We start from the raw sequence: 14,287 nt of genomic DNA, 5'->3' as shown, positions 1-14,287 counted from the left end.
CTTATTTCTTTTTCTTCTTTGGGAATTCCAGATGGAATCTCGGCTTGCCATCCTCCAGTGTGAGTAACAGATCTGCATCAAATTTCATATCTTTCTTTTTAGAATACAGACCTTTTACATGGGTACAAGCCTTATCAAGAAGTTCTCTTGCCATCTTTTTATCCAGATTTTTCTCCATGCTTCCCAAGAAACGGTTTTCTTTCCAAAGGGCAAAATCACACTGACGGTTTGAGCAGTAAAAATTCTGTTTGCCCTCGAAAACATCACAACCACAGACCGGACATTTGCCGATCACTTCCCTTGCAGTCTGGAATCTCCTGCGTTCCTCTTCCGGTATCTCCCTGCATACCTCTAAAATCTTACGGACAAGAGAAGTAATCTCTCCCATGAACTGAGTATCTGTAATCTGTCCCTTTTCCATCATCAACAGCTGGTTCTCCCATTCCGCTGTCATTACTGCTGATTTCAGATACTCTGGCATGACCTTTACCAATTCCTTTCCCTCGGTACTTGGCAATATCTGCTTACCCTTTCTCTGTGCATAACCGGAAGAAACCAATTTTTCAATGATACTTGCCCTTGTTGCCGGAGTCCCCAGCCCTTTCTTTTCTGTTTCAGAATCAAACTCCTTATTACCGGCTGTTTCCATTGCAGCAAGGAGCGTATCTTCATTGAATGGTTTCGGCGGAGAGGTATAATGTGTGGTTTTCTCTGCTTTTACTGGAAAAAGCCTCATTCCTTCTTCATACCCAGCAGGAATCGAAGTCTCTTTTTCCTTTTCCTCCACTGGTTCCGCTTTGACACACAGCTGTTTAAATGCCTTTTCTACTTCCTTAAATCCCATCTGTACTGGAATCTTCCCTCTGGCTTTAAAATCATGTTCCTGGCACTTTACCGTAATATCTGTCTGCTCATACAGATATTCTTCTCCAGTTGCCTGTACCAGCTGCTGACAGATCAGCATCATCAGATTCTTTTTATCTGCCGGTAAATCAGCAATTCCTTTCTCCACGACTTCTTTTGTCGGAAGAATCGCATGGTGATCAGATACCTTTGCATTGTTGATTACCCTTTTTATGCCATGTCCCAACTGTCCATAATCTACAAACGAAAGTAATACTGGCATTTTTTCTACCAGTTCCTCTACCGAATCTTTCATATCCTCCGTTACAAACTGACTGTCTGTTCTTGGATAAGTAACCAGCTTTTCTTCATATAATTCCTGTAGCATATCCAGTGTACGTTTCGCTGTATATCCAAAGTAACGGTTGGCCTCTCTCTGCAGGCTTGTCAGATCATAAAGTTTCGGTGGAAATGATTTCTTACGTTCTTTCTTCATCTGTGTGACCACAGCGGTCGAACCATTACATAACGCTGCAAGCAGCTCCGCAGCTTCTTCATTTGCAATGTTCTCGGAAACTACTGTAAGTTTTCCATCTGTCAGTGCTACCTTATAAAACGCTTCTTTTTGAAAATGCTCGATCCTCTCCTGCCGTTCTGCAAGCATGGCAAGGGTTGGGGTCTGTACCCTGCCCACAACCAATCGTTTAAAATATCTCGTGGTGTATGCTCTGGTTCCATTCATTCCAATCAGCCAGTCAGCCTGTGCCCTGCACACCGCAGCCATACAGAGATTCTTATATTCTTCCTCACTTTTCATTGTCTGAAAACCTTTCTGAATGGCGGCATCTTCCATCGAGCTGATCCACAGACGTTTCACTGGTTTCCTGCATCCGGCAAGCACATACACCCTTTGAAAGATCAGTTCTCCTTCTCTTCCTGCATCACAGCCATTGACCAGATACTCCACATCACTTCGATTCATCAGAGTTTTTATGACTTCAAACTGCTTCTTTTTATCCTTGGAAACTTTCAGCTTCCATGCTTCTGGAAGGATTGGCAGATCATCAAACTGCCATTTTTCATATTTCGGGTCATATTCCTCTGGCTGTGCGTATTCTGCCAGATGTCCTAAGCACCAGCTGACAATACAGCTTTCTCCCTCCAGATAACCGTCCTCCCTCTTATAAGCGGACAGATTTTTCGCATAACTTTGTGCTACACTTGGCTTCTCTGCGATCACTAAAAATTTAGACATAATCCTTTCCTTTCTACCAAAAAAGGCAGCCAAGATTTCTGGCTGCCCCTGTCCTTATTACTGTTTCCATCTTTTAAAAACGCTTATTCTTCTTTTTCATCGTCCTCTTCATTTACATACGGACCGTCTGAAAATTCAAGCTGTTCACTTACATAATCTTCGTCCTTACTGCGTCCATGTTTCTTATAGACTGCGATTCCTGCAAAGCCTAAGATTGCTGCAACTACGATAGCTGCAAGACCTTTCACATTCATTCCGCTTTTCTCTTCTTTCTTCACTTTGGTTTCCTCCTCTGCTGCTGGTGTAGTCTCCGGTGTGGTTTCCGGGATCACTACGGTTGATTCTTCAGTTTCCTTGTCTTTTTCTGTTTCATCCAGAAATTCTGCCAGATCGTTCTCATCAACCAGAGACATCATATATACGTTCTCTGTATTACTGGAACGGTCAATGACCATGTAAAAAGTATTCCCCTTTTTCGTCTGGATAGTAAGGAACTGTTTTGTATCATCATTTTCCTTATCATCTACAAGCTGGGCATTTCCCGGTGTAGAAAAAGCAGAATTATTACTCTCTCCGGTAACTCTTCCCGTATCCTCTGCTTTCTCCGTATCTTTATTCTTTTCTGTTGTTGTCTCTTCCACCACCGCTGTCGTTGTCTCTTCTGCCGGTGGATTTGCATTTGCATAAACAGTAGCAATGGACGTTCCCGAAATCATTGTTACCGCCATAGCAATTATCAGAAGTTTCTTTACCACTTTATTCCTCATCGTCTAAAACCTCTCTTTCTGCCACCTGCCCCACAGGTGGTCTGTTATCGCTTTCTTTTTGGGGTGTCTCCTTGGTATCCTCCACTGTGATACCGCCGTCCTCATTCATCTGAATCGTAACGGTTCCTTTCTGAATCCCGTCAAGCAATACCAGTAACTCCCGGCTGTCCAGTTTCATAGAACGGAAAGATTTGATGATCTCCACATCTTCCATCTGCTGTTTTAATGTATTCTGCCGTTTCAGATGTTCCTGCAGCTCTGCAATCTTATCCTCTGTCTTCTGAATATCATCCAGAATCTTTTTTAATTTCATGTTCATCTGCCTGTCACCTCCTCTAATGCAGACGACCAAATGCCATAAAATGTTCCTGCCAGTAGGCACTTGCGATACTTGTATATTGCACCGGCTTACCACAATGGATCATCATGTTATTGCCGACATAGATTCCAACATGACTCGCTCCACTTGTGTTATAAGTGCCCTGGAAGAAGATCAAGTCTCCCGGTTTTGCTTCCGATGGAGATACCTGCGAACAGTGAGAACGAAGTCCGTCGGCAGTACATCTTCCAATATTCCATCCATTTCCACAATTATTGATAACCCAGCTTACAAATCCGGAACAATCAAATCCACTTGGGGAATAACCACCCCAGACATAAGGAACTCCCAGATATTTCTCTGCTTCCCGGATCATCTTTGCAAACTGTGGATCAGATAAAGCATCTGTCGGTATGGTATAACCAAATCCTCCACTTCCGGTGGGTATGCTGTTTAAGTCAAACAGGTAATCACGATTTCCATAATATTTGTTATATGCATCGTATCTTTCCTGTTCTTCTTCCGTCATGCGGCTTCTCAATATGGTATCCAGATTGCGGTTTGTCATCGTCACATCCAGACGGTTTACTTCTTTCGTTGTCGTAACCTGCACTTCCTGGCTTCCATTGCTGTCTGCTATGTATGCCTCCCATGTCTGGTGCCCATGTGCGGAAGCTGCTGCATGATTATCATAATAAACATCAAACTGAACACCATATCTTGCAAAAGCTCCGGTATCTTCTACTACATATTCCACACCATTCATAATGACATGGGTTCCCATCGGTACAAAAGGATTCGATGCATCTACTGCGATCGTATGATTAGCTGTCGGCATCGCACCGCTGGCTGTCGGTCCTCCACTCCACTGCCCACAGCAGATGGAGCAGTTACAATACCCACTGGTGACAACCTGTCCCAGTGATTCTCCTACCCGGACTGTCTTTGTTTCGGTAACTGTCTCTCTGGTAGAATCTGTCGTAATACCATACTGCTGACGGAAAATGGACTCTATCTCCTCTGCTACTTCATCATAAGTAAAACCACCGTATTTAACTGTCAGATAAGAGATCAGCTGATATGGATTATGTCCGATCTCATCAATCTGGTACCGGTATTCATCGTAATCCGGATGCGTGGATTCCATCTGATTGATCTGCGTATTTAAGGCTTCTTCTAATGCCCGGTATGCATTTTCAGCGGCATAAATGTCCTCATCTGTACTGGAATAACTGGTGGAAATAATGGCAGACGAAGCTCCCTGCAGGGATGCACTGCAACTGGTAAAACTTGCTGCAATCAAGACAAAGATCAATCCAAAGATAGCAACTGTAGCAAAAATCCCACGGTTTTGTGCCGCAATCATTTTGACCGCATCTTTCGCCTTTTCTGTAAATTTCTGTGCTGAAGTAATCATGGCATCCTTTGCCTTTTTACTCTGCTTTGCTGCCTGATACTGTTTCTGATAGCGTTTCTTCTGGAACAGTTTTTGCAATGCAGATTTTCTTTTCTGCTCCGCTTCCTTCTTCACCATATTTTTTGCTTCATTTCCATAAACAGATTCAAACATCAGCCTGCTTTTTTCTGCTTCATCAAGAACGCTTTCTTTCAGTCTTTTTGTCTGTTCCCTCCTTTGCTTTAAGCGTTCCCTTGTATAAATGGATTTTCTTGCAAGGCTTTCTCCTGCAAGCTCTGCCCGGTGTGCCCCTTCTACCGCAGCATTATCCTCTTCTGCCTCATGGGTTTTCCAATGAGCCGCCGTAGCCGCAGCATCTTTCACGGCAGATGCAGAACTTCGGATACCGATACCGGCTCCATGTACCATGCCATCACTTTCATCGTCAAACGATAATCTGGAACTCTTTTTCCGCTGTTCTTTCAGCACACGTTCCCGCTTCGATTTGCCTTTGATCTCCTCCGAAAATCCATCCAGAGACTCTTCTGCCACTTCTGAAGTTTCCCTGTACCGGGCAGCTTCTCTCTTTGCCGTCTTGCTTTCTTCGGACGCCTCCTTTTCCTTCCGTCTTTCTTTTGACGCATAATCTCTGACCATCTTTTTCTTACGGAGATCCCGGCTGTCTGCAACCGTTTCCAGATAAGCCCGTTCTCCCCTTGGCTGTCCACGGATGCTCTCACTGCGAAATGCGGATTTCGTTGCAGCTGTGCTTTCATCGGCTACTTGTTCCCCATCCAGTTCTCCATCTATATCTTGTTCTGACTTCTCATCCAGTACAGTTTCTCTACTATATCTGGCTTTTGGGGAACTTTTCTCCGAATGTTCTGTTTCCCTTTTTCCATTGCTATGCTCACGCCTTCTCTTACTGAAATCCAGTTCATCCTTTTTTTCACTACGGGAAACCTCTGTATCCATGTCCCGTCCAGTGATCCTTTTTTCTTCTTTATTCCGAAGATTCTCTTCTCTAAGACCATCACGACTCATCTTCTGGACGGTTTTATCTCTCGCCTTATACTCATGCTCCTGCAAATCTCACCATCCCCTTTACTGTTTACCTGTTATTCTGCTTTATCCTGATAGTTCTCCCATTTTTCCAGTACCTCATCTGCCAGTCCTGCAATGGAATCTGTCAGCTTATCTGTAAGCCTTTCACTCAATGTTCCTCTTGCAGCCAGACAGGAAGTAATCCCCATAAAGTCAATCAGTTCCGCTAAATACAGCAGATCATCTAACATCTCGCCAAACACCTCCTCCCCGTTACTGTCCTTTCCTTTTTCTAAAAGTTCTTTATAATTGTCTGCACAGATCCTCTCTGCAAATACACAGCAAGGTTCTCCATTGCATCTCTCAAAATTCGTATAATCTCTCATGTAGTAATCCTCCATTTCATTTTTGGGCAGAAAAAAGGCCGGAAATCCTTTCCGGCTCATCCCCTGCTTTTGTTCTATTTTGTTTTTTATATTTTTTAATCATCTCTTTCTCCGATACCAAGTTTTTTACGCTTCTCTACCTCATCTGGCTTAGAAGTCATCAACGCATACAGCATCAGAGAATTATCAAATTTATCCTTAAACGGGATAATGGTACTGCCATAAAAGACCAGTCCCTCACCTTCTCCACTGTTGGTAACATAAGAAAGCTGATGTGGTGAAATGTTCAGCTGCTTTGCAAGAATCTGCCTGTCACCGGATGCCTGGTTTAACATCAGGATAAAGTCAGAATTTTCAAAGATATTTTCTATCTCACGGCTGGCAAGCAGGTCTTTTACATTCTGTGTGATACCCGTCGGAATACCGCCCCATTTACGGAATCGCTTCCAGATCTCCACGCTGTACGAAGCTGTCTGCTCTTCTTTTAAAAGCAGATGAAATTCATCAATGTAATATCTGGTACTCTTATTCGCTGAACGGTTAATCGTTACTCTGTTCCATACCTGATCCTGTACGATCAGCATACCAAGTTTTTTCAGCTGTTTTCCTAAGTCTTTGATGTCGAAACATACCATGCGGTTATTCAGTTCCACGTTGGTTCTGTGGTTGAATACTTTCAGAGAACCGTTAACGTAGATTTCCAATGCAGTCGCAAGACGCTGTGCCTCCTGCTCTTTCTGCTCACGGAGAAGATTATATAAATCCTCTAAGATTGGCATCTTTTCCGGTACTGGGTCAGAAAGGAAGTCCTGATACACCAGACGTACACAACGGTCAATAACTGTTTTTTCTACCGGCTCCAGTCCATTTTTCCCACCAACTACCAGCTCACAAAGAGACAGGATAAAATCGGACTTTAAGGAAAGTGGGTCATCATCATCTGCATAATCCAGATTGATGTCCATCGGATTGATATAATCATGGCTGGTTGGTGAAATGCGGATAACCTGTCCATGAAATGCCCGGAACAACGGATAATACTCTCCTTCCGGATCACACACGATAATGTCATCTTTTGTCACGATAAATGCGTTGGTGATCTCACGCTTTGCCGCAAATGACTTACCGGCACCCGGTGTACCCAAAATCAAACCATTCGGGTTTTTCAGTTTCTTTCTGTCTGCCATGATCAGGTTATTGGAAAGGGCATTTAAACCATAGTAAATGGATTCCCCGCCCATAAACAATTCCTGTGTGGTAAACGGAACAAAGATTGCCGTAGATGTTGTAGTAAGTGCCCTTTTGATCGGCACAAGATTCATAGCAAGCGGCAGGCAGCTCATAAGCCCCGGCTCCTGCTGATAATCCAGACGTTTCAATGCACAGTTATATTTCTGTGCAATACCGGCAGTCTGGAATACGACATTTTCAAGCTCCTGCTTTGTCTCTGCCGTATTTAAAAACAGTGCCGTTACAAGGAACATCCTCTCATTCCTGGACTGTAAATCTTCCAAAAGTCTCTTGGCTTCTCCACCATATGTATTTAAGTCTGATGGGATAATGTCCATGTCATATCCGGCACGGACTGCCTTTTTCTGCTCCTCAATCTTCATCCGGTTAATATCGGTCACCTTGCTCTTTACCAGCTTGATCGCTTTCATCTGGTCAATGGACTGGATATGGAAATTCACCATAAGGTTACTGTCCATCTCCAAAAACTCTGCCAGCATCTTGTCTGTAAGCTCCGGTGCAAGAATCTGAAGATAAGAAACGGCTCCTATCGTTCCACCCATCTGAAAGTCTTTTCCATTCTTAAATACGAAGCTGGTCGGTGCGATATAATCCTTTGTGCTAAGACCTGTCCGAAGTACCTCATCATAAGAAAAATGGAAAGGGACTTTACTATCCTGATTGAATGTCTCGTACATGATCTGCAGCCTTTCCGTTCCATTCAGCGGATAAGCTGTCACTCCAAGAATCTTGAAGTTATTCATAATATCCGACTCGATACGTTCCAGCTTCGGTCGTGCTTCCCGGATATTCTCTGCTTCAATACCAAACGTGATATACTTGGTACGCATCAGACCATTATTTCCTTTCGCCAGCTGATTATTAAGCATCTGTGCAAACTCCATACGCAGATCATCAAACTCATCCTCCTGCGGATTGATATGGATAACCTTTTCATACTCCGCCATGTTGCTGTGCTGATTGATAAAGGAAAGCTGAAAATGAATCGTGCTGTCAAAATAATTTAAGAAGTCACACCAGTTTTCAAAGATCGCATTTTTATCCTCATTCTGAGCTAACTGGTAGTTGATGTCATAAAAACGGATGGTCTTGGAATAAAATCTATCCTGCACACGGCAGATACCATCTCTCCCCATCTCATGATAAGGAATGGACTGCTGTGCTGTAATCCGTTTATCTTTGGCAGTATTTGCCACTTTCTTTTCTGTGGTTCCGCCTTTTCCTCCCGAAACCTTCTTTCCTTCCGGCTGCTGTCTTGGCGGTGCTGTAGATAAACTGCTCTTTTTCTTCTTTGCACTTTTCTTTGCTTCACGCATTGCCTGTTTCTCTGCTTTCGCCGCAAGCTTCGCTTCTTTCTTCGCATTTTTCTTATCGGCTTTTTCATGCTCTTTATGAAGTTTCGCTTCATATTTCTGTGCCCTTTTCAAAGCCTTCTTTTCCCTGCGGGTCAGCTTTCTGTTTGGTCGGCGTACCCCTCTCTGTCTTTCCAATGCTTCATAACCTGTTACCATTGGCTCGCTGTGCAGTCTGCCGCTTACCGGCTTACTACTGACCGCCGGATCTGGAATATCATCTCCACCATCCTCTTCATCCAGCCAGTAATCATTTGGATAACGTTCTTCTTCCAGTCTCTGCGGCTGTCTATCGTTTTTTCTTTTTAACACTCTTCTGTCCTCCCTTCTTTTTTCTGACCATGATAAATTTCTTCTCATACAGATTTTCCATCTGATACTTCCGTACCGGAGGACGGATAAATTTCACGGTGATCATATTTTTCAAAACCTTTTCTAACGGAAGTCCATCCTTTTCATACATGGCAAATAAAAATGCCGGAAGCATCAAAAGGCACATCCCGGTGGCTGCGTTACTGGAACCGATGATCCCTCTGGTAAGGAAATAAAACGGGACTCCCACTGCCGCTGCAATCCCAAAACAGATCAGCTGCCGTTTGGTCAGGTTGAAGATGATCTTATTTTTGACCTTGGTTAAGTCTTTAGGCACTGATACAAATGCCATTGCCAGTTCCTCCTTTCTTAGTGAGCGTTGAAGATACTACGGGCAAAGTTTCCTGTTTTCATCAAACTGAAACAAAGGATTACCGTGTATGCCATCACGCCGAACAATGCAGAATGAATGTTATCTGACATCTGAATATTCGCTACTAAGACTGCGTAAATTCCCACGCAGACCATCATAAAGAATCCCTGAAATGCCAGTGCAAACAATCCACGAAGATAGTTGTTTCCAATCTGCCCCCATTCCCGGTTAGACATGGTTGCAAATGGAATAGCTCCAACGGACGAATAGAGATAGATTTCAATCATACGCCCATACAAAATCACTGTAATAAAGACTGAGATAACCTTCATACACAGGCTCACAAGCATTGTTTCCAGTGCCAGTATGACAAGTTCACCGATTTCCATAGATTCCATTGCCGTTTCCATCGTGGTAATCATCGTATCTATATTGATCGCTGTATCGGAACTGATGACACCAGCTGCCCGGCTCACTACTGACTGCCCGACATCAAATACCGCCATGGTAATCGTGAATGTATGGCTGACGATCCAGACTGCCACCCACATCTTGAAAAAATATTTAAAGAACATCCATGTATCAATGTCATGCATATTGTTCTTTTCTGTTAACATGGAAATCAGCTCATAACAAAGCACAAAGGTAATAATCATACCGGCAATCGGTACAATGACCGAATCGGAAAGATTTTGTATCATACTGTAAATGTTCCCATTCCAGCCCTGCGGTGTCTGCCCAACCTGAGCAGCAATCTGACCGGTCTTTTCATTGACATCGGTATACATTGTTGTCAGGTTGGAACTTACCATGCCTGTCAGAAGATTCCTCATCCATTCTTCAATCGCTTCAAATATCCGATCCATGAGTCATCTCCCTCCTAAGTTTCTCAGCTAAACAAACCGGAAAGTAACGGTACAAGCTGGGTGCCGATCAAAACAACACCACCTCCCGCCATCAGCTGCTTAATCCCCTGGGATTTTGCACCTGGGTTGTCATTACCATATCCTTCCAGCAGGTTGATGACACCCCATACTGCAAGACCAGCTCCGATCGCTACTACAAGAGTCTGTAAAATATTAATTGCCTGATTAAAAAACGCCATAGTCGTTGTCTCCTTTCAAATCATTGCTTTTTATCAGTTTCTATCTATGTTTTAAGAAGTCTCTTCCGGCTCTGCCCTTATGGGCGGCCTTTCATGATCTCTCAAATCCATCACCTCCCTATAAGGGCAAAGAAAAAAGAGCTATGTGTTTAAATCTTTCACATGCCCTGCTTCCTTGTTTTCTGTATTTAATTCTTCTGCCAGACTTTCCTCTGAAAAGGCATACAGGTCAAATTCCTGTGTCCTTGTCAGCTTCACTTCCATCCGATGCCGCATATACGCTTCCACATCAAATTCATTTTTCTTATCATAGTCCGACAATTCCTTGTATCGTTTATGCTTGGTAATATCAAACTTGTCACTGAAAAACGGTCTGACACCTCGAAGCTGCAGGATACATTTACTGCCATCCATGACCGCAAGCTCGTCCCGGCTCATCAATTCCTTTCCTGTTTTCTGATAATTCATCCCATAAGAACGGCTCTGTCCACGGGTATCAGAAGTGTTGTATAAATCAATCGTTTCCTTTCCCAGTGTCTCGGAAATCTCCTTTAATGTAGAACTTTCCTTGCCGCCAAGGAACAACATCGTATCGCAGTTACCTAAAATAGTTTCAGCAGCATCTTTATAGATGGTCTTGAGCTGTGACTGCGACTGGAGGATAATGGATGCTGAAATCTCACGGCTACGAATAGTTGCGATCAGCTTGTCAAATTTCGGGATTTGTCCGATATTTGCAAATTCATCAGCTAATATTCTGACATGATATGGTAATCGTCCATGGTGTACATCGTCTGCCCTGTCACATAACAGGTTAAATAACTGGCTGTACATCATTGCCACAACAAAGTTAAACGTATCATCGGTATCTGAAATAATGATAAACAATGCTGTCCTCTGATCTCCTACCATATCCAGTTCCATTTCATCATAGCTCATGATCTCACGAAGCTCCGCAATATCAAATGGAGCAAGTCTGGCTCCACAGCTGATCAGAATCGACTTCGCTGTTTTGCCGGCGGCTAATTTATATTTCTTATACTGACGTACTGCAAAGTGTTCCGGTTCTTCTTTCTCCAGTTCCTCAAACAGCATATCTACTGCATTTTTAAATGTCTCATCATCTTCCCTTGTTTCCGATGCGTTGATAAATTCAAGCAGCGTTGCAAAGTTCTGTTCCTCCTCCGGTGCTTCATACCAGATATAGCCAATCAATGCACAGTACAGAAGCCTTTCTGCCTTCGTCCAGAAATCCTCACTGGACTTCTCCCCTTCCCCTTTGGTGTTTACCATGATAGTATTCACCAGTTTCAGAATATCTTTTTCTGAATGGATATAGTGGAACGGGTTATAATGCATACTCTTGGAAAAATTGATCGTATTCAATACTTTCACTTTATATCCATGCCGTACCAGCATCTTTCCGCACTCAATGATGATCGTTCCCTTGGGGTCCGTGACCACATAACTGATATATTTTCCCATCTGCATCAGATTTGGTTTTACATAAAACCGGGTCTTTCCGGAACCAGATCCGCCAATTACAATCACGTTCTTGTTCCTTGCAAATTTCGGATTCTTGGGTCTGCCGTTCATAGTCAGCCGTTCGGTCATGGTAAGGAGAATATTGTTCTCAAATATTGGGTCGATAAAGGGTGCAATGTCTTTTGCTGTCCCCCATCTAGCCGAACCATACTCCACTCCCTGCCGGAACTTTTTGGCATTTTTCCCTTTTAGATAAACCATGAGCTTCACTTCCACGGCTCCGGTCAACCCAACCAGCAATTCATTTTTATGCATACTTGGAAGAATCCTGCTAAATGCCAGCTGGAAATTCAAGATCAGCACCATCAGTCTTTCTATCATGGAATTACCTGCACAGTATTGATACAACCATGCCAGCTTATTTCCCACATAAAAAATCATGATATACGGAAGATTCAGCAGAATGATCCGAAGCAGCTTATGTACATCCACCGGCGGTAATCTCTCCAAGTATCCTTTTCCTACACCAAGCAACTTCTGTAATCTGCTCATAATGACGGCTCTTTCTCCTTTCCTTTTGTTTTCTCCAGTTCTCTGTGCTTTTTAAGCGACTTGGAAATCGCCTGCTGAAGCTTTTTCCTTACAGATGGCTTTTTATCCTTGTTCAGCGATTGTCCTGTATATTCTTTAAAAGCCGCAGTCATTACATCTGCATCTCTGGCTTTAAAGAACACATAATATCTTGGCGGATCAGCGTTCACATCTTTTTTCAGGCTGAAATCAATGCTGTACTTTTTAGCTACACGCTCAAACGATTTGATATTTCCATCCGTGATCTCAATATTGGAAAGCTGTACATTCTGCTTCATCAGCTTATCCATACTCTGCTTTCCCTTATAGGTTTTATCCTCTTTATCCTGCTTAGGCTGTTTCTGCCCCTGCAGCTTTTGTTTCTCCTGTTCCATCTTAGTAAGAGCTTTTTTCATTGCTGCCTTTAACAGATTCGCAGTAACCTTCCCACATCGGATACAAAGCGATACGGTTTTTTCATTTACTTCATCCTGCACTTATCTCACTCCTCCTTTCCTTATTCTTCACTGTCACCATACATATCGTGCTGTACCAGTGCGGAATAATAATTGCTGATCGTAAGTGGTGCGTTATATAAAACTGTCAGTAAATACTGCCGGATATTGATTACCTTACTGGTGTTCTCCTTCAAGCATTTCAGGACAAACCGGATGTGTTCAGAATTTAGTTTCAAAAACTGACTTTTAACCACATCCTTTGGCTTTCTGTCCCCACCTATCCGTATCATTTCCTGTTCGGAACAGACAGTATCCACAATCAGTTCCACAATCTCGTTCAGCATATCCCGGTTATACACATCAACCAGATATTCATACCCAATGTTAGTCAAGATCATCTGGTGGTATACCTCTCTTTCCATTCGTTTCCTGTGCATTTCTTCACTCTCTTCAGAATAGAAAGAAAGATACTCAGTATCACTCCTATCAGTGTCACTTATTTCAGTCTTATTATCCTCAGTATCATTACCCGGCATTTCTGACATATCCGTACCTGTCATTTTGGCATTTCCAGAAATGTCATTTTGACGTGTCTGGATATTCCTTTTATACATATCCTGTTGCGTACATTTGCGTACATAAATCCTATCCGGTCTTCCTAACCCCTGCCGTATCCTCGTAATCAATCCAATTCCTTTCCGACTGTCAAGCTCTGCTAACAGATTCCCTACCTTTTTCAAGCCACATCCCATCATGCCGGAGATCTGCTCCTGGGAAAAATAGATATATACCTTTCCCTCTTCATCCAGCCACCGGTTCTTTATAGATAGCTGCATACGGTCAAGCAAAAGTCCATAAAGCAATTTCGCTTCACAGGAAAGGCTCTTAAACTGCGTATTGGTAAAAAGGACTTTAGGCACACGGTAAAAAGAATAGGACTCCGCTTCTTCACCGTAATGATACGGAAATTCATATGTATTATCCTGTGTTCCGATGTTCCTTCACTTCTTTCATAGCCTTCACAATGCAGTAACCCAGACAGGGAGTATGTTTTCCATAAGGACAGCCTTCACATGGCTCCCAGTGAGTTACCTTCCTGCGAAGTGGCGGAGAAGAAATACGATAAAAACATTCTTTCCTTTTGCATTTCTTTCTCCCTGCACTAAAGAAGTAACAATACGCACAGTCCGAAGGCTTATCACTTGCATACCCTACTTCTGTCATCTTCCTGCTCCTTTCCTTCTCTCAGCTTGTTATACTGTTCATCGGATTCCTTTCCAACTCTTATGCAGCAATATAAAACAAACCCATATACCAGGAATACGATAATCCCTGCAACGATCAATACTGTTTTCATCCCATTTCTTCTCC

14 protein-coding genes are annotated in these 14,287 nt (G+C 43.0%); all 14 read right to left on the bottom strand.

The annotated features are described in order from the left end of the window. Position 1 precedes the first annotated feature (1 nt). On the bottom strand, positions 2–2,098 hold the full coding sequence (locus H8Z79_RS07905; protein ID WP_117456761.1) for a DNA topoisomerase 3: 2,097 nt from the start codon (positions 2,096–2,098) through the stop codon (positions 2–4). Between the two features lie 83 nt (positions 2,099–2,181). Beyond that, positions 2,182–2,865 carry a CD1107 family mobile element protein gene (locus H8Z79_RS07900; protein WP_117456760.1) on the bottom strand — a complete coding sequence of 228 codons (684 nt, stop codon included), beginning with the start codon at positions 2,863–2,865 and terminating at the stop codon, positions 2,182–2,184. Beyond that, a complete protein-coding gene (locus tag H8Z79_RS07895) occupies positions 2,855–3,184 on the bottom strand; it encodes a DUF4315 family protein (protein ID WP_117456759.1) in 330 nt (109 codons plus the stop codon). Before H8Z79_RS07895 ends, H8Z79_RS07900 begins: the two co-directional genes overlap by 11 nt. Before the next feature lie 16 nt (positions 3,185–3,200). Beyond that, positions 3,201–5,669, bottom strand: a complete 2,469-nt coding sequence (locus H8Z79_RS07890) for a C40 family peptidase (protein ID WP_187002772.1) — start codon at positions 5,667–5,669, stop codon at positions 3,201–3,203. Between the two features lie 29 nt (positions 5,670–5,698). Then, positions 5,699–6,010 (bottom strand): hypothetical protein, encoded by a 312-nt coding sequence (locus tag H8Z79_RS07885; RefSeq protein ID WP_055056584.1) that lies wholly within the window; start codon positions 6,008–6,010, stop codon positions 5,699–5,701. Positions 6,011–6,105: 95 nt separating this feature from the next. Continuing rightward, complete coding sequence (locus H8Z79_RS07880; protein ID WP_187002771.1) at positions 6,106–8,925, bottom strand: VirB4-like conjugal transfer ATPase, CD1110 family; 2,820 nt, start codon at positions 8,923–8,925, stop codon at positions 6,106–6,108. Next, positions 8,903–9,277 carry a PrgI family protein gene (locus H8Z79_RS07875; protein WP_055052947.1) on the bottom strand — a complete coding sequence of 125 codons (375 nt, stop codon included), beginning with the start codon at positions 9,275–9,277 and terminating at the stop codon, positions 8,903–8,905. Before H8Z79_RS07875 ends, H8Z79_RS07880 begins: the two co-directional genes overlap by 23 nt. Before the next feature lie 17 nt (positions 9,278–9,294). Beyond that, positions 9,295–10,164 (bottom strand): VirB6/TrbL-like conjugal transfer protein, CD1112 family, encoded by an 870-nt coding sequence (locus H8Z79_RS07870; protein WP_055052948.1) that lies wholly within the window; start codon positions 10,162–10,164, stop codon positions 9,295–9,297. A 23-nt stretch (positions 10,165–10,187) separates the two neighbouring features. Next, the gene (locus H8Z79_RS07865; protein ID WP_005338487.1) at positions 10,188–10,403 is read right to left on the bottom strand and encodes a Maff2 family mobile element protein; all 216 of its coding nucleotides are present in this window, start codon (positions 10,401–10,403) and stop codon (positions 10,188–10,190) included. A 141-nt stretch (positions 10,404–10,544) separates the two neighbouring features. Continuing rightward, positions 10,545–12,440: a VirD4-like conjugal transfer protein, CD1115 family gene (locus tag H8Z79_RS07860; protein WP_187002770.1), complete on the bottom strand. Its 1,896-nt coding sequence runs from the start codon at positions 12,438–12,440 to the stop codon at positions 10,545–10,547. Next, positions 12,437–12,955, bottom strand: coding sequence for a PcfB family protein (locus tag H8Z79_RS07855; RefSeq protein ID WP_187002769.1), 519 nt, complete (start codon positions 12,953–12,955; stop codon positions 12,437–12,439). The genes H8Z79_RS07860 and H8Z79_RS07855 overlap by 4 nt, the downstream gene beginning before the upstream one ends. 20 nt (positions 12,956–12,975) lie before the next feature. Then, positions 12,976–13,836, bottom strand: a complete 861-nt coding sequence (locus H8Z79_RS17255) for a DUF6017 domain-containing protein (protein WP_303168768.1) — start codon at positions 13,834–13,836, stop codon at positions 12,976–12,978. A 58-nt stretch (positions 13,837–13,894) separates the two neighbouring features. Next, positions 13,895–14,140 (bottom strand): hypothetical protein, encoded by a 246-nt coding sequence (locus tag H8Z79_RS07845; RefSeq protein ID WP_117788142.1) that lies wholly within the window; start codon positions 14,138–14,140, stop codon positions 13,895–13,897. After that, a complete protein-coding gene (locus H8Z79_RS07840) occupies positions 14,115–14,273 on the bottom strand; it encodes a hypothetical protein (protein WP_167338125.1) in 159 nt (52 codons plus the stop codon). The genes H8Z79_RS07845 and H8Z79_RS07840 overlap by 26 nt, the downstream gene beginning before the upstream one ends. Between the last annotated feature and the right edge of the window lie 14 nt (positions 14,274–14,287).

Source organism: Blautia intestinalis, from assembly GCF_014297355.1.
In the GTDB taxonomy this organism is placed as follows: Bacteria; Bacillota; Clostridia; order Lachnospirales; family Lachnospiraceae; genus Blautia_A; species Blautia_A intestinalis.
This window is presented reverse-complemented; position numbering and strand designations above follow the sequence as displayed.